The 19,771-nt window shown below is 61.0% G+C and carries 21 protein-coding genes and 1 pseudogene; 11 read left to right on the top strand and 11 right to left on the bottom strand.

Translation table 11 applies throughout. The annotated features are described in order from the left end of the window. Positions 1–44: 44 nt before the first annotated feature. The 4 genes from trmB to J3P82_RS01840 all read right to left on the bottom strand — a co-directional run bounded on the left by trmB (position 45) and on the right by J3P82_RS01840 (position 2,301). Positions 45–770 (bottom strand): tRNA (guanosine(46)-N7)-methyltransferase TrmB, encoded by a 726-nt coding sequence (gene trmB / locus J3P82_RS01855; RefSeq protein ID WP_434560270.1) that lies wholly within the window; start codon positions 768–770, stop codon positions 45–47. A gap of 9 nt (positions 771–779) precedes the next feature. After that, the gene (locus J3P82_RS01850; protein WP_434560268.1) at positions 780–1,574 is read right to left on the bottom strand and encodes a thiazole synthase; all 795 of its coding nucleotides are present in this window, start codon (positions 1,572–1,574) and stop codon (positions 780–782) included. 54 nt (positions 1,575–1,628) lie between these two features. Beyond that, positions 1,629–1,829 (bottom strand): sulfur carrier protein ThiS, encoded by a 201-nt coding sequence (gene thiS, locus J3P82_RS01845; RefSeq protein ID WP_434560266.1) that lies wholly within the window; start codon positions 1,827–1,829, stop codon positions 1,629–1,631. 91 nt (positions 1,830–1,920) lie between these two features. After that, the gene (locus J3P82_RS01840; protein WP_434560264.1) at positions 1,921–2,301 is read right to left on the bottom strand and encodes a DUF423 domain-containing protein; all 381 of its coding nucleotides are present in this window, start codon (positions 2,299–2,301) and stop codon (positions 1,921–1,923) included. A gap of 73 nt (positions 2,302–2,374) precedes the next feature. Between J3P82_RS01840 and mtgA the strand changes: the two genes are divergently transcribed. After that, complete coding sequence (gene mtgA, locus J3P82_RS01835) at positions 2,375–3,097, top strand: monofunctional biosynthetic peptidoglycan transglycosylase (protein ID WP_434560262.1); 723 nt, start codon at positions 2,375–2,377, stop codon at positions 3,095–3,097. Between the two features lie 91 nt (positions 3,098–3,188). Here mtgA and rpoH read toward each other — a convergent pair whose 3' ends face one another. The 4 genes from rpoH to ftsY form a co-directional block, all read right to left on the bottom strand. Further along, on the bottom strand, positions 3,189–4,043 hold the full coding sequence (rpoH, locus tag J3P82_RS01830; RefSeq protein ID WP_092395442.1) for an RNA polymerase sigma factor RpoH: 855 nt from the start codon (positions 4,041–4,043) through the stop codon (positions 3,189–3,191). A gap of 112 nt (positions 4,044–4,155) precedes the next feature. Beyond that, positions 4,156–5,178 (bottom strand): permease-like cell division protein FtsX, encoded by a 1,023-nt coding sequence (ftsX, locus tag J3P82_RS01825; protein ID WP_434560260.1) that lies wholly within the window; start codon positions 5,176–5,178, stop codon positions 4,156–4,158. After that, on the bottom strand, positions 5,175–5,846 hold the full coding sequence (gene ftsE, locus J3P82_RS01820; protein ID WP_025215982.1) for a cell division ATP-binding protein FtsE: 672 nt from the start codon (positions 5,844–5,846) through the stop codon (positions 5,175–5,177). Before ftsE ends, ftsX begins: the two co-directional genes overlap by 4 nt. Then, entirely contained in the window at positions 5,843–7,267 is a 1,425-nt protein-coding gene (ftsY, locus tag J3P82_RS01815) for a signal recognition particle-docking protein FtsY (protein ID WP_434560258.1), read from the bottom strand. The genes ftsE and ftsY overlap by 4 nt, the downstream gene beginning before the upstream one ends. Positions 7,268–7,610: 343 nt before the next feature. Here ftsY and J3P82_RS01810 point away from each other — a divergent pair, with 343 nt between their 5' ends. From J3P82_RS01810 to J3P82_RS01785, 6 genes are all read left to right on the top strand, one after another. Further along, a complete protein-coding gene (locus tag J3P82_RS01810) occupies positions 7,611–8,966 on the top strand; it encodes a M16 family metallopeptidase (protein WP_434560256.1) in 1,356 nt (451 codons plus the stop codon). After that, positions 8,959–10,452 (top strand): M16 family metallopeptidase, encoded by a 1,494-nt coding sequence (locus J3P82_RS01805; protein WP_434560254.1) that lies wholly within the window; start codon positions 8,959–8,961, stop codon positions 10,450–10,452. The genes J3P82_RS01810 and J3P82_RS01805 overlap by 8 nt, the downstream gene beginning before the upstream one ends. Then, positions 10,452–11,069, top strand: a complete 618-nt coding sequence (rsmD, locus tag J3P82_RS01800) for a 16S rRNA (guanine(966)-N(2))-methyltransferase RsmD (RefSeq protein WP_434560252.1) — start codon at positions 10,452–10,454, stop codon at positions 11,067–11,069. Before J3P82_RS01805 ends, rsmD begins: the two co-directional genes overlap by 1 nt. A 107-nt stretch (positions 11,070–11,176) precedes the next feature. Then, positions 11,177–12,514, top strand: a complete 1,338-nt coding sequence (locus tag J3P82_RS01795; RefSeq protein WP_434560250.1) for a M16 family metallopeptidase — start codon at positions 11,177–11,179, stop codon at positions 12,512–12,514. Continuing rightward, positions 12,507–13,973 carry a M16 family metallopeptidase gene (locus J3P82_RS01790; RefSeq protein ID WP_434560248.1) on the top strand — a complete coding sequence of 489 codons (1,467 nt, stop codon included), beginning with the start codon at positions 12,507–12,509 and terminating at the stop codon, positions 13,971–13,973. The genes J3P82_RS01795 and J3P82_RS01790 overlap by 8 nt, the downstream gene beginning before the upstream one ends. Positions 13,974–14,052: 79 nt before the next feature. Then, positions 14,053–15,084, top strand: coding sequence for a hydrolase (locus J3P82_RS01785; RefSeq protein ID WP_434560246.1), 1,032 nt, complete (start codon positions 14,053–14,055; stop codon positions 15,082–15,084). Here the strand turns inward: J3P82_RS01785 and J3P82_RS01780 are convergent. Further along, on the bottom strand, positions 15,047–15,901 hold the full coding sequence (locus J3P82_RS01780; RefSeq protein WP_434560244.1) for a sulfurtransferase: 855 nt from the start codon (positions 15,899–15,901) through the stop codon (positions 15,047–15,049). The two genes, J3P82_RS01785 and J3P82_RS01780, sit on opposite strands and share 38 nt — an antisense overlap. 36 nt (positions 15,902–15,937) lie before the next feature. Then, a complete protein-coding gene (locus J3P82_RS01775; protein ID WP_186634454.1) occupies positions 15,938–16,609 on the bottom strand; it encodes a TetR/AcrR family transcriptional regulator in 672 nt (223 codons plus the stop codon). Between the two features lie 148 nt (positions 16,610–16,757). On the opposite strand from J3P82_RS01775, the gene J3P82_RS01770 reads away from it, so the two are divergent. The 4 genes and pseudogenes from J3P82_RS01770 to J3P82_RS01755 all read left to right on the top strand — a co-directional run bounded on the left by J3P82_RS01770 (position 16,758) and on the right by J3P82_RS01755 (position 19,415). Beyond that, positions 16,758–18,188, top strand: a complete 1,431-nt coding sequence (locus J3P82_RS01770; RefSeq protein ID WP_434560242.1) for a coniferyl aldehyde dehydrogenase — start codon at positions 16,758–16,760, stop codon at positions 18,186–18,188. A 145-nt stretch (positions 18,189–18,333) separates the two neighbouring features. Next, positions 18,334–18,423: pseudogene (locus J3P82_RS01765) on the top strand (hypothetical protein); the annotation flags it as partial. A 115-nt stretch (positions 18,424–18,538) separates the two neighbouring features. Continuing rightward, positions 18,539–19,018: a pantetheine-phosphate adenylyltransferase gene (gene coaD, locus J3P82_RS01760; RefSeq protein ID WP_007897855.1), complete on the top strand. Its 480-nt coding sequence runs from the start codon at positions 18,539–18,541 to the stop codon at positions 19,016–19,018. A gap of 145 nt (positions 19,019–19,163) precedes the next feature. After that, positions 19,164–19,415, top strand: a complete 252-nt coding sequence (locus J3P82_RS01755) for a YfhL family 4Fe-4S dicluster ferredoxin (protein WP_003206534.1) — start codon at positions 19,164–19,166, stop codon at positions 19,413–19,415. 23 nt (positions 19,416–19,438) lie between these two features. Here the strand turns inward: J3P82_RS01755 and J3P82_RS01750 are convergent, their stop codons facing one another. Next, a complete protein-coding gene (locus tag J3P82_RS01750) occupies positions 19,439–19,759 on the bottom strand; it encodes a multidrug transporter (RefSeq protein ID WP_434560240.1) in 321 nt (106 codons plus the stop codon). Positions 19,760–19,771 lie beyond the last annotated feature (12 nt).

Here is a 19,771-nt window from a genome sequence, read left to right as displayed (position 1 = left end):
AAGGTGGGAGCACACCGGCTCCCACATGGTTTAACGCGCGATGCTTACGCCAGCTTCTCGAACTTCAAATCCCAAACCCCATGCCCGAGCCGTTCGCCACGGCGTTCGAACTTGGTGATCGGCCGTTCGGCCGGGCGCGGTACGCACTTGCCGTCTTCGGCCAGGTTGCGGTAGCCCGGCGCGACATTCATGACTTCCAGCATGTACTCGGCATAAGGTTCCCAGTCGGTGGCCATGTGCAGCACACCGCCGACCTTCAACTTGCTGCGCACCAACTCAGCGAACGACGCCTGGACGATACGGCGCTTGTGGTGACGACTCTTGTGCCATGGATCCGGGAAGAACAGCATCAGCCGGTCGAGGCTGTTATCGGCAACGCAACGGTTGAGCACTTCGATGGCATCGCAGTCGTAGACCCTCAGGTTGGTCAGGCCTTGGCTCAGCACGCCGTTGAGCAGCGCACCAACGCCCGGACGGTGGACTTCCACACCGATGAAATCCTGTTCCGGCGAAGCAGCGGCCATTTCCAGCAGTGAGTGGCCCATGCCGAAGCCAATCTCCAACGAGCGCGGCGCCGAGCGGCCGAACACCTGGTCGAAATCCACCGGTGCATCGGCCAGCGGCAGGACATAAAGCGGTGCGCCCTGCTCCAGGCCGCGTTGCTGGCCTTCGGTCATGCGCCCGGCGCGCATCACGAAACTCTTGATGCGGCGGTGTTGGCGCTCTTCGCCTTCTTCCGGCAGGACAGGCGTGTCGTTCGATTCAGTCATCAATGGCTCTTACTTGATCAGACCATCCAGCGGTGAGGACGCGCTGGCGTAAAGTTTTTTCGGCATGCGGCCGGCCAGATAAGCCAGGCGCCCGGCGACAATCGCGTGCTTCATCGCTTCGGCCATCAGGATCGGTTGCTGGGCGTGGGCAATGGCAGAGTTCATCAACACCGCTTCGCAACCCAGTTCCATGGCGATGGTGGCGTCGGACGCGGTACCGACACCGGCATCCACCAGCACCGGGATCTTGGCTTCTTCGAGGATGATCTGCAGGTTGTACGGGTTGCAGATTCCCAGGCCGGTGCCGATCAGGCCGGCCAGCGGCATGACCGCAATGCAGCCGATTTCCGCCAACTGACGGGCGATGATCGGGTCATCGCTGGTGTAGACCATCACGTCGAAACCTTCCTTGACCAGGCTTTCTGCGGCCTTGAGGGTTTCGATTACGTTGGGGAACAGGGTTTTCTGGTCCGCCAGCACTTCCAGCTTCACCAGGTTGTGGCCGTCGAGCAGCTCACGGGCCAGGCGGCAGGTGCGCACGGCCTCGATGGCGTCGAAGCAACCGGCGGTGTTCGGCAGAATGGTGTAGCGATCCGGCGGCAGGATATCCAGCAGGTTCGGTTCGCCCGGATTCTGGCCGATATTGGTCCGGCGCACAGCGACGGTCACGATCTCGGCGCCCGAGGCTTCGATGGCCAGGCGGGTTTCTTCCATGTCGCGGTATTTGCCGGTGCCTACCAGCAAACGCGACTGGTAGGTACGACCGGCCAGGACGAAAGGCTTGTCGCTACGAACGATGCTCATGGGAAATCCTCTGTTGGGGTGAGGTTCTTGCGAAATACTGCGAAGCTGGGGCGACTAGCCGCCGCCGATGGCGTGGACCACTTCGACGTTGTCGCCATCGTGCAACGTGGTGTCAGTGTGCTGGCTGCGCGGGACGATATCCAGGTTGAGCTCCACCGCGACACGGCGTCCGGTGAGTTCCAGACGGGTCAGCAGGGCCGCGACGGTTTCGCCGTCGGGCAGTTCAAGGGGTTCGCCGTTCAACTGAATGCGCATGCCGGATGCCGCCATCATTTTTAGGGGCTGGCATTCTAGCCCGATCAGTCTGGGTGACCCAAGCCCCTTGGTCAGCTACGAGCCGCAAGCTTTAAGCGGCAAGTTGTAGGCGCCAAGCCGCAATGCCCAGGCAAAGCCAGCCAATCAGGAAGGCCACACCGCCCAAGGGCGTGATCATGCCCAGTTTGGTGACACCTGTAAGGGTCAACAGGTACAGGCTGCCGGAGAACAGAATGATGCCGATCACAAAGGAAATCCCGGCCCAGGTGACGATGCGCCCAGGAATGTGCGTGGCCAGCAACGCAACGCCCAGCAGCGCCAAGGTGTGCACCAACTGATAAGTGACGCCGGTGTGGAAAATGGCCAGGTAATCGGCACTCAGGCGGTTTTTCAGGCCATGGGCGGCGAATGCCCCCAGCGCCACGCCCGTGAAGCCGAAAAACGCCGCCAGCATCAGAAAGCTACGCAACATGAGAACTCCAATCAGACTCGGTGGACAGGGTCTGTATAATGGCCCGCTCGACGGGTTCGGCCAAGCCATCTCTATGCTGCGTACATTGTTTCGACGATTCGTTAAAGCCCTGCTCTGGTTCGCCGTCGGCAGCGTTGTGCTGGTGCTGCTGTTTCGCGTGGTGCCGCCGCCGTTCACCGCGCTGATGATCGAGCGCAAGGTTGAATCCTGGTTCGGCGGCGAGCCGATCGACTTGCAGCGTGACTGGCAGCCATGGGACCAGATTTCCGACAGTCTCAAAGTGGCGGTGATCGCCGGTGAGGACCAGAAATTCCCTGAGCACTGGGGCTTCGACATCAGCGCGATCCAGGCCGCATTTGCCCATAACGGGCGCGGCGGTTCGATCCGTGGCGCGAGCACCCTCAGCCAGCAAGTGTCCAAGAACCTGTTCCTGTGGTCGGGACGCAGCTGGCTGCGAAAAGGCCTGGAAGCCTGGTTCACCACGCTGATCGAGGTGTTATGGCCCAAGCAGCGGATCCTTGAGGTGTACCTCAACAGCGTCGAGTGGGACGACGGGGTGTTTGGAGCGGAAGCGGCCGCGCGGCATCACTTCCGTGTAAGCGCCGATGCCTTGTCCCGGCAACAGGCCAGCCTGCTGGCGGCAGTGCTACCCAACCCGCGGGTATGGAACGCCAGCCGACCGAGCCCCTATGTACTGCGGCGCGCGAGCTGGATCCGCCAGCAGATGAGTCAGTTGGGAGGCGACAGCTATTTGCTGGGGCTCGATCATGCGCGGCGGGCACCTTGGGCTCAATAGCCTGATCGTTTCCACGCTCCGCGTCCCAACACAAATAAAAAACGCCCCGATCATCACTGATCGGGGCGTTTTTTATTACCGCTGTCGCAGGTCAAGCTGCGATGGATGTCTTGAGCTTGTTCATCGCGCTTTTCTCGAGCTGACGAATCCGCTCGGCCGACACGTTGTACTTCTGCGCCAGGTCGTGCAGCGTGGCTTTCTCCTCGGCCAGCCAACGCTGGTAGAGAATGTCGCGGCTGCGTTCGTCCAGCACCTCCAACGCTTCGTGCAGGTTGGTGTTGGAGTTGTCACTCCAGTCGGCATCTTCCAGCTGACGGGCCGGGTCGTACCGGTGGTCTTCCAGGTAGTTGGCCGGCGATTGGAAAGCGCTGTCGTCGTCCGCTTCGGCGGCCGGGTCGAAAGCCATGTCATGGCCGGTCAGGCGACTTTCCATCTCGCGAACTTCCCGAGGCTCCACGCCAAGGCTTTCCGCGACGCGATGGACTTCTTCATTGTTCAGCCAGGCCAGACGCTTTTTCTGGCTGCGCAAGTTGAAGAACAGCTTGCGCTGGGCCTTGGTGGTCGCGACTTTCACGATGCGCCAGTTTCGCAGGATGAACTCGTGGATTTCCGCCTTGATCCAGTGCACCGCAAAGGACACCAGGCGTACGCCCATTTCCGGGTTGAAACGCTTGACCGCCTTCATCAGGCCAACGTTGCCTTCCTGGATCAGGTCGGCCTGGGCCAGCCCGTAGCCGGAATAGCTGCGGGCAATATGTACGACAAAACGCAGGTGGGCGAGCACCATCTGCCGAGCCGCCTCAAGATCCTGCTCATAATAGAGACTCTCGGCCAGTTCACGCTCCTGCTCGGGCGTCAGCAATGGAATGCTGTTCACCGTGTGCACATAGGCCTCGAGGTTCGCACCCGGGACCAGGGCATAAGCAGGTTGCAAAGAAGTGGTCATACGAAAAAACCTCCGACTCACATAACTCGTGCAGTTCAGCACTGCGAAAATTGACCGGGAACCGTAGGACAAGTTCCCACAAAGACTGAAAGGTCAATACGCGCAAAAAATACTATTTTGGAGCAAGCTCACGCAGGTGGCGTGCTACCGCAATCCATGCACCGATATAACCCAACAGCACCGCGCCAAGCAAGAGCGACACGCCGTCGGCGACTGGCACACCGGCCAGTGAAAAATCACTGCCGTACAAACCGGCCAATCCCACTACCGCATCGTTCAGCCAATCCAGGCCGAACGCCAATACGCCCCAGGACAGGATCCCGGCACCGAAGCCATACAGCGCCCCCATGTAGAGGAAGGGCCTGCGAACATAACTGTCCGTACCGCCGACGAGTTTAATCACTTCTATCTCTGTGCGGCGGTTTTCAATATGAAGACGAATGGTATTGCCTATCACCAAAAGTAATGCAGACACCAGAAGCACCGTCAGGCCGAAGACAAACCGGTCGCCGAGCTTGAGTATCGCCGCCAGACGCTCGACCCAGACTAGATCAAGCTGCGCCTGTTGTACCTTCGGCAACTCGGAAAGTCTTTGTCTTAATGCTTCAAGAGTGGGCTTGTCGACCTCGTTCGGTGTCACCAGCACCACACCCGGCAGAGGGTTTTCCGGCAGTTCCTTGAGGGCTTCGCCCAGGCCGGACTGCTGCTGGAACTCTTCAAGCGCCTGCTCGCGCCCCACGTATTCGGCATCGGCGACGCCCGGCATGGCCTTGATCTGCTCGCGCAGCGCCTGGCCTTCGCCCGGTGTCGCGTCCAGTTGCAAATAAAGGGAAATCTGCGCCGCACGCTGCCAGGAACCGCCCAGGCGCTCGACGTTGTTCAGCAGAAGTGACAGGCCCATCGGCAAGCTCAATGCCACCGCCATGACCATGCACGTAAAGAAGCTGCCGATGGGCTGCTTGCCCAGGCGCCGCAAGCTGTCGAGCAGGCTGGCGCGATGGCTTTCTACCCAGGCGCGCAACAGCGTGGCGAAATCCGGGCCGTCGTCATCGTCGCGCTTTTTCTTCGGCGGCTGCGGATCGGTGCCCTTGGGGGCCACGCGTTCCGCCACTTTAGGGCTGCGAGTCGCACTCATACGCCGGCCTCCCCATCACCGATCAATCGACCGCGCTGCAAAGTGAGCATGCGGTGACGCATACGTGCGATCAATGCCAAGTCGTGACTGGCGATCAGCACACTGGTACCTAAGCGGTTGATGTCTTCGAATACGCCCATGATTTCCGCCGCCAATCGCGGGTCGAGGTTACCGGTGGGTTCATCCGCCAACAGCAAGGCCGGGCGGTGGACAATGGCGCGAGCGATGCCGACGCGTTGTTGCTGGCCGGTGGACAGATCGCCAGGGTACAGGTCGGTCTTGTCCGACAGGGCCACGCGCTCCAGGGCCGAATCGACGCGCTTGACGATCTCGGCCTTGGACAGGCCAAGGATCTGCAGCGGCAACGCCACGTTGTTGAACACCGTGCGATCGAACAACAACTGGTGGTTCTGGAACACTACGCCGATCTGGCGCCGCAGATAGGGGATCTGCGCGTTGCTGATGGTGCTCAGGTCCTGCCCGGCCAGCAACAGCTTTCCAGTGGAAGGCCGCTCCATCGCCAGCAGCAAGCGTAGCAAGGTACTTTTACCGGCGCCGGAATGGCCGGTGACAAACAGAAACTCGCCCCGACGGACCCGAAAGCTCAGCTCATGCAAGCCGACGTGACCGTTCGGATAGCGCTTACCGACCTGTTCGAAACGAATCATGAATGCTCCCGCTCGGCAAACAGCGCCTGGACAAAGGGCTCGGCTTCGAAGGTGCGCAAGTCATCGATGCCCTCGCCCACGCCAATGTATCGAATAGGCAGGCCAAACTGCTTGGCCAGGGCAAAAATCACCCCGCCCTTGGCGGTGCCGTCGAGCTTGGTGAGGGCCAGCCCGGTCAGTTCGACGGTCTGGTTGAACTGCTTGGCCTGGTTGATGGCGTTCTGGCCAGTACCGGCGTCCAGCACCAGCAGGACTTCGTGAGGCGCGTCGGCGTCAAGCTTGCCGATCACCCGGCGGACCTTCTTCAGTTCTTCCATCAAATTGTCTTTGGTGTGCAAGCGACCGGCCGTGTCGGCGATCAGCACGTCGATGCCGCGAGCCTTGGCCGCCTGCACGGCGTCGAAGATCACCGAAGCGGAATCCGCGCCAGTGTGCTGGGCGATCACCGGGATCTTGTTGCGCTCGCCCCACACTTGCAGCTGTTCGACCGCCGCGGCGCGGAAGGTGTCGCCCGCGGCGAGCATGACTTTCTTGCCATCGAGCTGCAGCTTCTTCGCCAACTTGCCAATGGTGGTGGTCTTGCCGGCGCCGTTGACGCCGACGACCAGAATCACGAACGGTTTGTTCTGGGAGGCAATCACCAGTGGTTTTTCCACCGGCTTGAGCAGACTGGTGAGTTCGCCTTGCAGGGATTTGTACAGCGCGTCAGCGTCAGTCAGCTGTTTACGCGCAACCTTCTGGGTCAGGCTCTGGATGATCACCGAAGTGGCCTCGACGCCAACATCGGCGGTCAGCAGGCGGGTTTCGATGTCTTCCAGCAATTCGTCATCGATGACTTTCTTGCCCAGGAACAGACTGGCCATGCCTTCGCCAATGCTGGCGCTGGTCTTGGACAGGCCCTGCTTGAGACGGGCGAAGAAGCCGACCTTGCTTTCTTCGGCGGTGCGCGGGGACTCGTCCGGTGCGGGGACCTCGGCTGGGACAGGCTCTGGCTCAGGAATCGGTTGGACAGCGGCAGGCGCGATGTCGACAGCCGGCGCCTCGGCAACCAGCGTCTCGACCGGTTGCGTCGGGGCCGGAATCGGTGGAGTGACCTGCGCGGCCTTGGCATCCTCGACCAGCGCGACGGGCTCCTCCGCTACCGGCAAGACCGGCCAGAGTGTCTGTCCGGCGGGCGGGGTCAACGGTTGCTCGGCCACCGGTTCAGATTCAGGCGCGGATTCAGGCTGGGTCGGTTGCAGCACCGGCTCGGCGATCGGCAGGACAATGGGCGCAGCCTCTTCGACCACCGACTCGTCGGCGGGCTCAGGTTGCGGCTGTTCGACAACGGCTTCCTGCGGCTTCTTGCGCAGCCATCCGAACAGGCTTTTTTTCTCGCCAGCCTCAGCTGGGGTCTTCTTGTCGTCGTTGGAACCAAACATGGAGGACGGCTATCTCACGGTAGCGACGCGCCTGGAGGGCGCCTCGGTGATAAATATTCGATGCTGAACAGACTGCGTTTCATCCAGCTTGTTCACGCGCAACAGATTGTCGAAATGTCGCCAGGACACTTCAGCCTCGATTTTTCGAAGGACTGGCAAGACATCATCGGCGAAAACGCGGGCATCCACGAACAAACCCAACGCTTTTGCACGGAACTCAAACAACCCTGGGCCGATAAAAGACCCGATAGGCGTGGCCGCCAGTAAAACGGACCGTTATCCTAGCACCTCCTCGCCTGCTGAGGCTAAGACCCGGCAGGCAGCCCAACAGGTTTAAACACGAATGAATGCTCTTGCCCGCTGCGCCGCAGGCCTGCTGCTCTGCACGGTTTGTCTGCCCTTTTCAGCCTTGGCTGCCGATCCACAACCCACCCACGAATTTACCCTCGACAACGGCCTCAAGGTCGTGGTGCGTGAAGACCATCGCGCGCCGGTGGTCGTTTCCCAGGTCTGGTACAAGGTCGGATCCAGCTACGAAACGCCGGGCCAGACCGGTTTGTCCCATGCGCTGGAACACATGATGTTCAAGGGCAGCGACAAGATCGGCCCCGGCGAGGCATCGCTGATCCTGCGTGACCTCGGCGCGGAGGAAAACGCCTTCACCAGCGACGACTTCACGGCTTATTACCAAGTGCTGGCCCGGGATCGCCTGGCCGTGGCCTTCGAACTGGAAGCCGACCGCATGGCGAGCCTGCGCCTGCCACCGGAGGAGTTCAGCCGCGAGATCGAAGTGATCAAGGAAGAGCGCCGCATGCGCACCGACGACAAGCCCATGTCCAAGGCCTATGAGCGCTTCAAGGCCATGGCTTATCCGGCCAGCGGCTACCACACGCCCACCATCGGCTGGATGGCCGACCTGGAGCGGATGAAGGTCGAGGAACTGCGCCACTGGTACGAATCCTGGTACGTCCCGAACAACGCCACCCTGGTGGTTGTCGGCGACGTGACGCCGGACGAGGTCAAGACCCTGGCCCAGCGCTACTTCGGCCCGATTGCCCGGCGCGCCGTGCCGTCGGCGAAAATCCCGCTGGAGCTGGCCGAGCCTGGCGAGCGCAAGATCACCCTGCATGTGCAGACCCAACTGCCGAGCGTCATGCTCGCCTTCAATGTGCCAAGCATCGCCACCGCCACGGACAAGGCTTCGGTCAACGCGTTGCGGCTGATCTCGGCCCTGTTGGACGGCGGCTACAGCGGACGGATTCCGGCACAGCTGGAGCGTGGCGAAGAGTTGGTCTCCGGCGGCTCGTCGAATTACGACGCCTTCACCCGTGGCGATACGCTGTTCACCTTGTCGGCAACGCCCAACACCCAAAAGAACAAGACCCTGGCCCAGGCCGAAGCCGGTTTGTGGCGCTTGCTCGAACAATTGAAAACCACCGCCCCGACTGCCGCGGAACTGGAGCGCGTGCGCGCCCAAGTCATCGCCGGCCTGGTGTACGAGCGCGACTCAATCACCAGCCAGGCCACTGCCATCGGCCAGCTGGAAACAGTCGGTTTGTCCTGGAAGCTGATGGACACCGAACTCGCCGAACTGCAAAGCGTGACCCCGCAGGATATCCAGAAGGCAGCCCAGCTGTATTTCACCCGCTCGCGCCTGAGCGTCGCGCACATCCTGCCCGAGGAGAAAGCTCATGAGTGAGCGCATTTTATCGCGCCGGGGGCCACTGATTGCCCTGGCATTCATCGCGGTGGCTGGAGCGCTGGCGTTCTATTTGCTGCCGGCCACTGACGTCACCGCCAGCCAGGCCTTGGACAACGCCAAGTCCGGTAAAAAGCTGCAATCACTGGCCGAGCTGGACGGCAAGGCACCCAGCCGTCGCCAGCTCAACGTACAAACCTGGAAAACCGCTGACGGCGCCAAGGTGCTGTTTGTCGAGGCCCGCGAGTTGCCGATGTTCGACCTGCGCCTGACCTTCGCCGCCGGCAGCAGCCAGGACGGCAACGCTCCCGGGCTGGCGCAGTTGACCAACGCCATGCTCAACGAAGGTGTGGCTGGCAAGGACGTCAGCGCCATCGCCGAAGGGTTCGAAAGCCTTGGCGCGGATTTTGGCAACGGTGCCTTTCGGGACATGGCCGTGGCCTCGCTGCGCAGCCTCAGCGCGGCGGACAAGCGTGAGCCGGCGTTGAAACTGTTTGCCGAAGTGGTCGGCAAGCCGACTTTCCCCGCCGATTCCTTCGCGCGTATCAAGAACCAGATGCTCGCCGGCTTCGAGTACCAGAAGCAGAACCCTGGCAAACTGGCGGGCCTGGAATTGATGAAGCGCTTGTATGGCGATCATCCTTACGCCCATTCCAGCGACGGCACCGCGCAAAGCATTCCGCCGATCACCCTGGCCCAGGCCCAGGCTTTCCACGCCAAGGCCTATGCGGCTGGCAACGCGGTGATCGCGTTGGTGGGGGACCTGTCCCGTGCCGAGGCCGAAGCCATTGCCAACCAGGTGTCCGGCGCGCTGCCCAAGGGCCCCGCCCTGGCGAAAACACCGCCACCGGTGGAGCCGAAAGCGAGCGTCCACCACATCGAGTTCCCATCCAAGCAGACCAACCTGATGCTGGCGCAACTGGGCATCGATCGGGACGATCCAGACTATGCAGCCGTGTCCCTGGGCAACCAGATCCTCGGTGGCGGTGGTTTCGGTACGCGGTTGATGACCGAAGTCCGTGAAAAACGCGGCCTGACCTATGGCATTTATTCCGGCTTCACCGCCATGCAGGCCCGCGGCCCGTTCATGATCAATCTGCAAACCCGTGCGCAGATGAGCGAAGGCACGCTCAAGCTGGTGCAGGATGTATTCGCCGATTACCTCAAGAACGGCCCGACCCAAAAGGAACTCGACGATGCCAAGCGCGAGTTGGCCGGGAGCTTTCCGTTATCCACCGCCAGTAACGCCGACATCGTTGGCCAGCTCGGCGCCATGGGTTTCTACGATTTGCCGCTGAGCTACCTGGAAGATTTCATGCGCCAGTCACAGGAGCTGACGGTCGAGCAAGTCAAGGCAGCACTGAACAAACATTTGAGCACGGACAAGATGGTCATCGTCACCGCTGGCCCGACCGTGCCGCAAGAGCCGTTGCCGGCCCCCACTGACAAACCTGCCGAGCAGCCGCTCGGGGTCCCGGAGCACTAATGGCCCGTCCATCCAATTCCAGCAAGAAACCCGTGCACAACGGTGTGAACCAACTGCGCATCATCGGCGGCGAATGGCGCAGCCGACGCTTGAGCTTCCCGGATGCCCCAGGCTTGCGCCCGACCCCGGACCGGGTTCGCGAAACCCTGTTCAACTGGCTCGCACCTTACGTGGCGGGGGCCAAGGTGCTCGACCCTTTCGCCGGCAGCGGTGCGCTGTTTCTCGAGGCGTTGTCCCGGGGCGCCGCCATGGGCCAGGCGCTGGACGCCAGCAGCCTGGCGGTGTCCAGCCTGAAGGAACACCTGGGCACCCTGCGCTGCACCGTCGGCCAAGTACAGACGGCCGATGCGTTGCGCTACCTGGACAGCCAACCGGCGACGCCTTTCGACCTCGTCTTCCTCGATCCACCGTTCAACCAGAATCTGCTGCCCGCCGTCTGTGCATTGCTTGAAGACCGACAATGGCTGGCGGACGATGCATGGGTCTACACCGAAAGCGAAACAGCGCCTTCAACACTCGGTATGCCGAGCAACTGGCGCCTGCATCGCGAGCAGAAATCCGGCCGGGTCTTCTACGCGCTCTGGCAACGCACCGCAGGAGCAGTCGCACCCGCGTGAACCGAAGAACGCTTGGAAGGTGCGGTACTTAGTTACCGCACGCCGCCATCCTGGAAACGCCACAGTGAGTGACACAATTTTGTGAACCACTGAGGACGATTTTACCCATGGACATTTTTCGCAGCCGGATGCTGCTTTTCTTCTGGTTGGCACCGCTAGTGGCGGTCGCCGATTCTCCCCCCACCCACGAGTTCACCCTGGACAATGGCCTGAAAGTGGTCGTGCGCGAAGATCATCGTGCTCCACTGGTCAGCTCGCAACTCTGGTTCAAAGTTGGTTCGGCCGATGAAGCGCCGGGGCGTTCAGGACTGTCTCACGCGCTAGAACATATGGTTTACAAAGGTAGCCACAAGAGTTGTGCGGGCGAGGCCATGAAGACCCTGGATACCCTGGGCGCCGAATATAACGCCTTTACCGGAGAAGATTTCACCGTACATCATCAAACCCTTGAGCGTCGTCACTTGGGTGTCGCGTTCGAACTGATGGCCGACCTCATGTCGACCGCTCACCTGCGCGCCGACGACTGGTTGCCGGAAATTGCCGTGATCCAGGAAGAACGGCGCGAGAACCAGGACCACCCCGGAGAGCTGGCCCTGGAACGCTTTCTTAGCCTGGCCCATCTTTCAAGTGGCTACCGCACGCCCACCATCGGCTGGATGCACGACCTGCAGCGACTCGACATTGCTGATTTGCGCGACTGGTATCAAACCCGCTATGCGCCCGGCAATGCCGTGTTGGTCGTGGTTGGCGATGTCACGCTTGAGCAGGTCAAGCTGCTGGCACAAACTTACTTTGGGGCGGTAGCCGCCCGTCCTTTCACCGTGTCGCGGGCACCGCTGGAGCTGGACCGACCCGGCGAACGCAGGCTCATCCTTGGCGTACCCCACGCCACTAAGCAATTTCTCATGGCATTCAATGTCCCAGTGCTGGTGACTGCCGAGTCTCCTCGGACCGTGTACGCCTTGCGCTTGCTTCAAACGCTACTGGCAGGCTCAAGCAGCGCCCGACTGCAATCGCAGCTTCAATTCAAGACTCCGCTGTTCTCCGCCCTATCCTCCCGATACGACTGGCTGGGACGTGGCGACGGTCTTCTATTGATCGACGGCCGTATCTCCAATGCCTACACCGGCTCGTTCAATGAGGCCGAGGCGCGCGTGTGGCAAGAACTTGACAAGCTACGAACCGATCCCCCCGCGCCTGATGAACTGGAACGTGCCCGCACGCAACTGATCGCACAAAACATTTACGACCAGGACTCAATAGAGGGCCAGGGCCATTTCCTTGGCTCCTTGGTGAGCAACGGGCTGCCCTGGCGATTGATGAACGACGAAATTGCCGAGCTGAAAAAAGTAACCCCGGATGACATCCGACAAGCCGCCGCGACCTTTCTGACCCGTGATCGCCTGACCATAGCGCACATCCAAGGGGAGCAAACCCATGAATAAATCAGCTCACGTTGGCTGTCTTGCGATGCTGGGCATCGCACTGTTGGGTTGCTGCGCGCAAGCCTTGGCCGATACCGTTTCGAATGGCTCCACTGTGCGCCTGCAATCGCTGCTTGAGCCCGACATCGTCGCACCAAAGCCGCGTCCCCTGGCCGTCAAGGGCTGGAAGACAACGGCAGGCAGCAAGGTCTTGTTCATCCGTACGACGGCATCGCCGATGTTCGATGTCCATGTCAGCTTCGAGGCGGGAAGCGCCCGGAGCCCTGTCCCTGGCCTCGCCGGCGTAACCTACAGCATGCTCAACGAAGGCGTGCCAGGCATGGCAAGCTATCAAGCGATCATCGACACCTTTCAGAGCCTGGGGGCAAGGCTCGGCATGGGTATAGATCCGCAACGCAGCGCATTTTCCTTGCGCAGCTTGAGCGAAATGGAAAAGCGCACCCCTGCCCTGCGGTTGTTTTCGCAAATATTGGGCAACCCATCGCTCAGTGACGAAGCATTGGCAAGGGTGAAAAACGAGGCGAAAGACATACTTCTGCGTGACCGACAGAACCCGACGGACATCGCGCTACAACACCTCAAGGAACAACTGGCCCCCGAGCCCCCCTACGCCCAACCGATGTTCGGCACGAACGAGGCGCTGGACGCTCTGACACGCCAAGCGGTACAGGACTTCCATCGGCACGCCTACTCGGCTGTGACGGCGCAGATTACCTTGGTCGGCGACCTCACGCTCGAACAGGCCCAACTGATCAGCCAACAGATCAGCAGCGCCTTGCCCGGCACCAGCCAGGCCGCTAGCCCCAACGCCCCCTCATCGGTTGGCACGCCAACGAACAGCCATCTGGAACGGGCGCAGCAACAAACCCAACTTCTGCTCGCGCAGCCCAGCGTGCCGCGCAAGCATGCCGACTATCTTGCGCTGGATGCGGCGAACGTGATTTTCAAGAACCGGTTAATGACGGAGCTGAGGGAAAAGCGCGGCCTGGTGTATGGCACCGAGATCCTGCACTGGGACTGGGCCGATGGCGCCCTGGCGATCATCTCACTTCGGACCAGTCCACACTTCAACCAAGGCACTCAGGCGTTGGTGCGTTCAATGTTCACCGACTATCTGCGCGACGGACCAACGCAACAGGAAGTTGACCAACTGAAAGGCCGGAAGCGCAGTTCGATTGCTCATGACAGCGCCAACAATGCACAAATTCTCGATCAATTGGTCAGAATAAATCGAGATGACCTGCCGCTGGACCTGGACTACACCGTCCAACAGATACAGAAACTGACCCCCAGGCAAATAAAGGACACACTGAACCGCCATTTCGAAGCCGACGCCTGGCACATTGTGACGGTGGGTCCCACCGTCGAGCAGCAACCCTTGCCAGCGCCAGCGCCACCGTCGACCGATCCCCTTCCACAGGACAGATGTCGCGCCGCGCAAGCCTTTATGGCAATTTAGAGCTGCTGCGCCAGGCGCACCTCCACGCCTGGCGCCTATGCTTGAAATGACGAGATCCGACGTGCCTGTAGACTCCTCTATGTCCAGCCAAAGATTTACACCGGCCTTCGGCCTGGCTAATCCACACCTGCAGACGCTATGGGGGCCGCTTTGGCGCAAGACTGTCCACATCGCACGCGAGCGCGAACGGCTCTGGCTTGAAGACGGTGACTTCCTCGACCTCGACTGGCACGGCCCTCACAGCGCCGATGCGCCATTGGTCCTGGTGCTTCATGGGCTGACCGGCTCCTCGAACTCGCCTTATGTGGCGGGGTTGCAGCAAGCACTCGGCAACCGGGGCTGGGCCAGCGTCGCGTTGAATTGGCGTGGGTGCTCGGGGGAGCCGAACCTGTTGCCCCGCAGCTATCACTCGGGCGCCAGCGAAGACCTTGCCGCCACCCTCGCGCACCTGCGTGCCAGGCGGCCATTGGCGCCATTGTTTGCGGTGGGTTATTCGCTCGGCGGTAATGTATTGCTCAAGCATTTGGGAGAAACCGGCAGCGCCAGCCAATTGCAGGGAGCGGTGGCGGTTTCGGTGCCGTTCCGCCTGGATCAGTGCGCTGACCGCATCGGACAGGGGTTTTCCAAGTTCTATCAAGCGCACTTCATGCGCGAGATGGTGGCCTACCTGCGCAACAAACAGCGTCAGTTCCAGCATGACGGGCGCCATGAAGGGCTTGCGGCCCTGGCCGCGCTTGGGTCGCTGGACAACATGCGCACCTTCTGGGATTTCGATGGCCGGGTGACCGCGCCGCTGCACGGCTACTCGGATGCGGCTGATTATTATCGCCGAGCTTCCAGCCGCTACTTCCTGGCCGGGATAACAACGCCGACCCTGCTTATCCAGGCCGCAGACGATCCTTTCGTATTTCCCCACAGCTTGCCCGAGCCCGATGAGCTGTCCGGCTCGACCCGGCTCGAACTGCATGCCCAAGGTGGACATGTCGGCTTCGTCGACGGAACGCTGCGGCGTCCGGGCTATTACCTCGAACGACGCATACCCGAATGGCTGGCCGGCTTGGCCTCGCATGGCATTACTCGCCCTTCGCCACCCCGCGCTGCGGATCATTGATCCACTCGCTCCAGGACCCCGCATACAACTTGCCCAACGGATACCCAGCCAGGCACAGGGCAAACAGATTGTGGCAGGCCGTCACGCCGGAGCCGCAATAGGCCACCAATTCGGTCGGCGAGCGATCGCCCAGCGTTGTAGCGAAGCGCTGCTTGAGCTGATCGACCGGAAGAAATCGTCCATCCGCGCCGAGGTTGTCGGTGAAGGCCGCGCATTGCGCACCTGGAATGTGCCCGGCGACCGGATCGATCGGCTCGACTTCGCCCTTGAAACGGGGCAGTGCCCGGGCGTCCAGCAGCGTCATCTGCGGTCGGCCAAGGCGTTGTTGCAGGGCCTCGACATCAAGCAGCAAATCGGCGTCCGATGATCCATTGAAAGTACCCGGCTGGACGGCAGGCGGGCCGAGACTCAAGGGCAAGCCGGCCGCATGCCAGGCCTTGAGCCCGCCGTCGAGAATGTAGACGCCGTCGCGCTTGCCCAACCATGCCAGCAACCACCAGGCCCGGGCGGCATAGGCACCGGGGCCGTCGTCATACAGCACGACATCGCTGTCATTGTTGACGCCCCAGGCCTGGAGACGCGCGATCAAGGCTTGCGGTTCGGGCAACGGATGGCGCCCGGTCACACCCTTGATCACCGGCCCGCTCAGATCCCGCTCAAGGTCCGCGAACGACGCTCCGGCAATATGGCCTTCGGCGTAGCTGCGTTGGCCGTAGTCCGGATCCTCCAAGGCAAAACGACAATCAAGAATCACCAGCCCGGGATCTGTTCGCCTCTGTTCAAGGCCTTGGGGACTGATGAGTTGAGCGATGGGCATGGTGAGCTCCTGTAACGGGTTCAGGGGGTCCCGATCCTACTGCCCTTCCTCCAGGGTCTGGGCCAGTGGGACATAATATTCTTTGAACAATGCATTCACCGCTTCGCGGGCTTGATCGGTCACAAAACCCGCCTCCAGCACGAGCACCTGGTACACACCACGCTTGATGGCCTGTTCGCTCAGATGGCTGGAGTTTTCCCGGGTAGTGCAGAGAAACCGTACCCAGGAGGTCAGGATGATCCAGGCGTTGAGCGTCAGCGACTCGATCTGCACACGGTCCATCTCCAGGATGCCGGCGGCGACAAAGCCCTCGTAGATAGCGGTGCCATGGATCAGGCAGCGCTGGGAAAACCGTCGGTAGCGAGCCGCAAGTTCCGGGTCACTGTCGAGCAGATGTTCCAGGTCTCGATGCAGGAAACGGTAGCGCCACATTGCCGATAGCAGTTCCTGCAGATAGAAACGCTTGTCGTCCACCGTGGCTGGCCGCCCCTGGGGCGGGCGCAGGAAGCTGTCCACCAGGTTTTCGTATTCACTGAATAGCACGGCGATAATCGCCTGCTTGTTGGGGAAGTGGTAATAGAGATTCCCCGGGGACATGTCCATGTGGGCGGCGATGTGATTGGTGCTGATGCTGCGCTCTCCCTGCCGGTTGAACAACTCCAGGCTGTTCTGCACGATGCGCTCGCTGGTTTTTATTCGTGGGGCCATGGCTTGGGCTTTAATGAAAAAGTAATTGAAGGGCATCTTACGACCTATCGGTCACAGGATAAAACCCAAGCCATTTACCGCCGCTCATTTGACTTCTTAGAGCATAAGCTCTAGAAAGCACCGACGATAACAATTATCCGGTGCCGCCATGCCTGCCGACGTTGCTTATTTGCACGAGTCTCAACAGCACCTGGACCAACTCCAAGCACTCTTTGCCGCCCAGCGCCAAGCCTACGCCGCTCACCCGATGCCGCCGGCCGAACAACGCCGGCAATGGCTCAAGGCATTGCGTGAACTGTTGAGCAACGAACGACAGGCGCTGATCGATGCCGTCAGCGAGGATTTCAGCCACCGCAGCGCAGACGAAACATTGCTGGCCGAGCTGATGCCGAGCCTGCACGGCATTCATTACGCCAGCCGACACCTCAAGGGCTGGATGAAGCCTTCCCGGCGCAAGGTCGGCATCGCCTTCCAGCCGGCATCGGCCAAAGTGGTCTATCAGCCGCTGGGCGTGGTCGGGGTCATCGTGCCGTGGAACTATCCGCTTTTCCTGGCCATCGGCCCCTTGGTGGGGGCGTTGTCGGCGGGTAACCGGGTGATGCTCAAACTCAGCGAATCGACCCCCGCCACTGGTTTGTTGCTCCAGCAATTGCTGGCGCGGATCTTTCCTCAGGACCTGGTGTGCGTCGTGCTTGGCGAGGCGGATGTCGGCGTCGCGTTCTCCAGGTTGCCGTTCGACCACCTGCTGTTCACCGGCGCCACCAGCATCGGCAAGCACGTGATGCGTGCCGCCGCTGAAAACCTGACCCCCGTCACCCTTGAGCTCGGCGGCAAATCTCCCGCCATCGTTTCCGACGACGTACCCCTCAAGGACGCCGCCGAGCGCATCGCCTTCGGCAAGACCCTCAATGCCGGGCAAACCTGTGTGGCGCCGGATTACGTGTTGGTGCCCCAGCATCGGGTCGGGGCGTTCGTCGAGGCATATCGCGAGGCCGTTCGCGGGTTCTATCCGACGCTGAGCGACAACCCGGACTACACCGCGATTATCAATGAACGACAACTGGCGCGACTCAACGGCTATATCAGCGATGCCACCAGCAAGGGCGCGCTGTTGATCGAGTTGTTCGACCAGGGCCAGGGCCGACGCATGGCCCACAGCCTTTTGCTCAACGTCACCGATGACATGACCGTCATGCAGGACGAAATCTTCGGGCCGCTGCTACCCATCGTGCCTTACCAGCACCTCGACCAGGCGCTTGCCTACATTAACCAGCGGCCACGTCCGCTGGCGCTCTACTACTTTGGCTACAACAAGGCCGAACAGAATCGCGTGCTCGAACAAACCCATTCCGGCGGCGTATGCCTGAACGACACCCTGCTGCACGTGGCCCAGGACGACATGCCGTTCGGCGGCATTGGCGCCTCGGGGATGGGGCACTATCACGGCCACGAGGGTTTCCTGACCTTCAGCAAGGCCAAGAGCGTGTTGACCAAACAACGATTCAACGCCGCGAAGCTGATTTATCCGCCCTATGGCAAGCCGCTGCAGAAGCTGATCCAGAAGCTGTTTATCCGCTAACGATGGTCTCCCGGGTAATAACAATAATGAACCCAAGCCAGCCACGCCCCTCCTGAAAATGCCCCATCGCAACCCATGACAATAAGAGAGCCCGAGCATGCCCGTACTCGACCCGTTCCGCGAAGGCCTCGCCCGTGGCTGGACCACCAGCATCGGCGCCAATCCGCAGTTGTCGGTCTATGGATTGACCGCGCAACTGGCGATTGCCCTGGCCGAACGTCTGGAAAAAACATGAAAATATCGGATATTCGCAACGTCTATAGTGCGTTCTTACCCAACAGCCGACTTGGCCGACCGAGAAGGCTGCGATACCATCCGACTCCCCAACGGACTCCCGCCAGGACGACGCGATGAACCGAGTGTTGTACCCAGGTACCTTCGACCCTATTACCAAGGGCCATGGCGATCTGGTCGAACGCGCCTCGCGCCTGTTCGACCACGTGATCATTGCCGTTGCCGCCAGCCCGAAGAAAAACCCGCTGTTCCCGCTGGAACAACGTGTGGAGCTGGCTCGTGAGGTCACCAAGCATCTGCCCAACGTGGAAGTGGTTGGCTTTTCGACGCTGCTGGCGCATTTCGCCAAGGAAAAGAACGCGAACGTGTTCCTGCGGGGCCTGCGCGCGGTATCGGACTTCGAATATGAATTCCAACTGGCCAACATGAACCGACAGTTGGCGCCGGACGTCGAGAGCCTGTTCCTGACGCCGTCGGAGCGTTACTCCTTCATTTCTTCGACCCTGGTGCGTGAAATCGCGGCCTTGGGCGGCGACATCACCAAGTTCGTGCACCCAGCCGTGGCCGATGCGCTGACCCTGCGCTTCAAGAAATAGCCCTCTCTGGTCGCGACTCACTTCGCGGCCAGACCGCCGAGCAGGCGCAGTCCATCGCGCCAGCGTGCACTGCGCTCTTGATTGCGGCACAATTGCGCCTATTCGTTTTCAACTGCCCGGGCCCAACGCCCCGGCCGGAGTCTGCATGTCCCTGATCATCACCGACGACTGCATCAATTGCGACGTCTGCGAACCCGAGTGCCCGAACGAAGCCATTTCCCAGGGCGAAGAAATCTACGTCATCGACCCGAACCTGTGCACCCAGTGCGTCGGCCATTACGACGAGCCCCAGTGCCAGCAGGTCTGTCCGGTGGATTGCATCCCGCTGGACGAGGCTCATCCGGAGACTGAAGAACAGTTGATGGCGAAATACCGCAAGATCACGGGCAAGGCTTGAGTTTTCGGACGAGCCTACAGGCCTCACTCCTGCCGCTCAAACCCTTCCCCAATACACCCCAGGCAGCGCACGAAGGTGGCTTTCGCCGGGTCAACCACCAACGCCTTCCCCGCGTCGCCAACACCGCCACCCAACGCGGTGAACGGCAACGATACGACGAACGCCCCGGCACCGATCACAGTGGCCGCGAGTAGCAAAGGACGGGCAATCAGCAAGTCGCCGATCATGGCGAAAGCGGGCGGATTCTGGATGGTATAGCGCGGGTCACCGCTCTCGGTGTTTGCCAGGACAGGCAAACCGACACTCAGCGAGAGTGCCAGAACGAAAGGTCGAAGCAGATTCATTGGGGGAAATCC

Source organism: Pseudomonas sp. Z4-20 (assembly GCF_051131955.1).
GTDB lineage: Bacteria > Pseudomonadota > Gammaproteobacteria > Pseudomonadales > Pseudomonadaceae > Aquipseudomonas > Aquipseudomonas marvdashtae.
This window is presented reverse-complemented; position numbering and strand designations above follow the sequence as displayed.

What these genes read in the sequence shown, in the direction of transcription:
- J3P82_RS01795 (WP_434560250.1), top strand. Translation starts at nt 11,177, where the DNA reads ATGGACATTTTTCGCAGCCGGATGCTGCTTTTCTTCTGGTTGGCACCG.
- mtgA (WP_434560262.1), top strand. Translation starts at nt 2,375, where the DNA reads ATGCTGCGTACATTGTTTCGACGATTCGTTAAAGCCCTGCTCTGGTTC.
- J3P82_RS01750 (WP_434560240.1), bottom strand. Translation starts at nt 19,759, where the DNA reads ATGAATCTGCTTCGACCTTTCGTTCTGGCACTCTCGCTGAGTGTCGGT.
- thiS (WP_434560266.1), bottom strand. Translation starts at nt 1,829, where the DNA reads ATGCGCATTCAGTTGAACGGCGAACCCCTTGAACTGCCCGACGGCGAA.
- ftsX (WP_434560260.1), bottom strand. Translation starts at nt 5,178, where the DNA reads ATGAGTGCGACTCGCAGCCCTAAAGTGGCGGAACGCGTGGCCCCCAAG.
- J3P82_RS01755 (WP_003206534.1), top strand. Translation starts at nt 19,164, where the DNA reads ATGTCCCTGATCATCACCGACGACTGCATCAATTGCGACGTCTGCGAA.
- J3P82_RS01840 (WP_434560264.1), bottom strand. Translation starts at nt 2,301, where the DNA reads ATGTTGCGTAGCTTTCTGATGCTGGCGGCGTTTTTCGGCTTCACGGGC.
- coaD (WP_007897855.1), top strand. Translation starts at nt 18,539, where the DNA reads ATGAACCGAGTGTTGTACCCAGGTACCTTCGACCCTATTACCAAGGGC.
- ftsY (WP_434560258.1), bottom strand. Translation starts at nt 7,267, where the DNA reads ATGTTTGGTTCCAACGACGACAAGAAGACCCCAGCTGAGGCTGGCGAG.
- rsmD (WP_434560252.1), top strand. Translation starts at nt 10,452, where the DNA reads ATGGCCCGTCCATCCAATTCCAGCAAGAAACCCGTGCACAACGGTGTG.
- J3P82_RS01780 (WP_434560244.1), bottom strand. Translation starts at nt 15,901, where the DNA reads ATGCCCATCGCTCAACTCATCAGTCCCCAAGGCCTTGAACAGAGGCGA.
- J3P82_RS01775 (WP_186634454.1), bottom strand. Translation starts at nt 16,609, where the DNA reads ATGGCCCCACGAATAAAAACCAGCGAGCGCATCGTGCAGAACAGCCTG.
- J3P82_RS01785 (WP_434560246.1), top strand. Translation starts at nt 14,053, where the DNA reads ATGTCCAGCCAAAGATTTACACCGGCCTTCGGCCTGGCTAATCCACAC.
- trmB (WP_434560270.1), bottom strand. Translation starts at nt 770, where the DNA reads ATGACTGAATCGAACGACACGCCTGTCCTGCCGGAAGAAGGCGAAGAG.
- J3P82_RS01850 (WP_434560268.1), bottom strand. Translation starts at nt 1,574, where the DNA reads ATGAGCATCGTTCGTAGCGACAAGCCTTTCGTCCTGGCCGGTCGTACC.
- ftsE (WP_025215982.1), bottom strand. Translation starts at nt 5,846, where the DNA reads ATGATTCGTTTCGAACAGGTCGGTAAGCGCTATCCGAACGGTCACGTC.
- rpoH (WP_092395442.1), bottom strand. Translation starts at nt 4,043, where the DNA reads ATGACCACTTCTTTGCAACCTGCTTATGCCCTGGTCCCGGGTGCGAAC.
- J3P82_RS01790 (WP_434560248.1), top strand. Translation starts at nt 12,507, where the DNA reads ATGAATAAATCAGCTCACGTTGGCTGTCTTGCGATGCTGGGCATCGCA.
- J3P82_RS01810 (WP_434560256.1), top strand. Translation starts at nt 7,611, where the DNA reads ATGAATGCTCTTGCCCGCTGCGCCGCAGGCCTGCTGCTCTGCACGGTT.
- J3P82_RS01770 (WP_434560242.1), top strand. Translation starts at nt 16,758, where the DNA reads ATGCCTGCCGACGTTGCTTATTTGCACGAGTCTCAACAGCACCTGGAC.
- J3P82_RS01805 (WP_434560254.1), top strand. Translation starts at nt 8,959, where the DNA reads ATGAGTGAGCGCATTTTATCGCGCCGGGGGCCACTGATTGCCCTGGCA.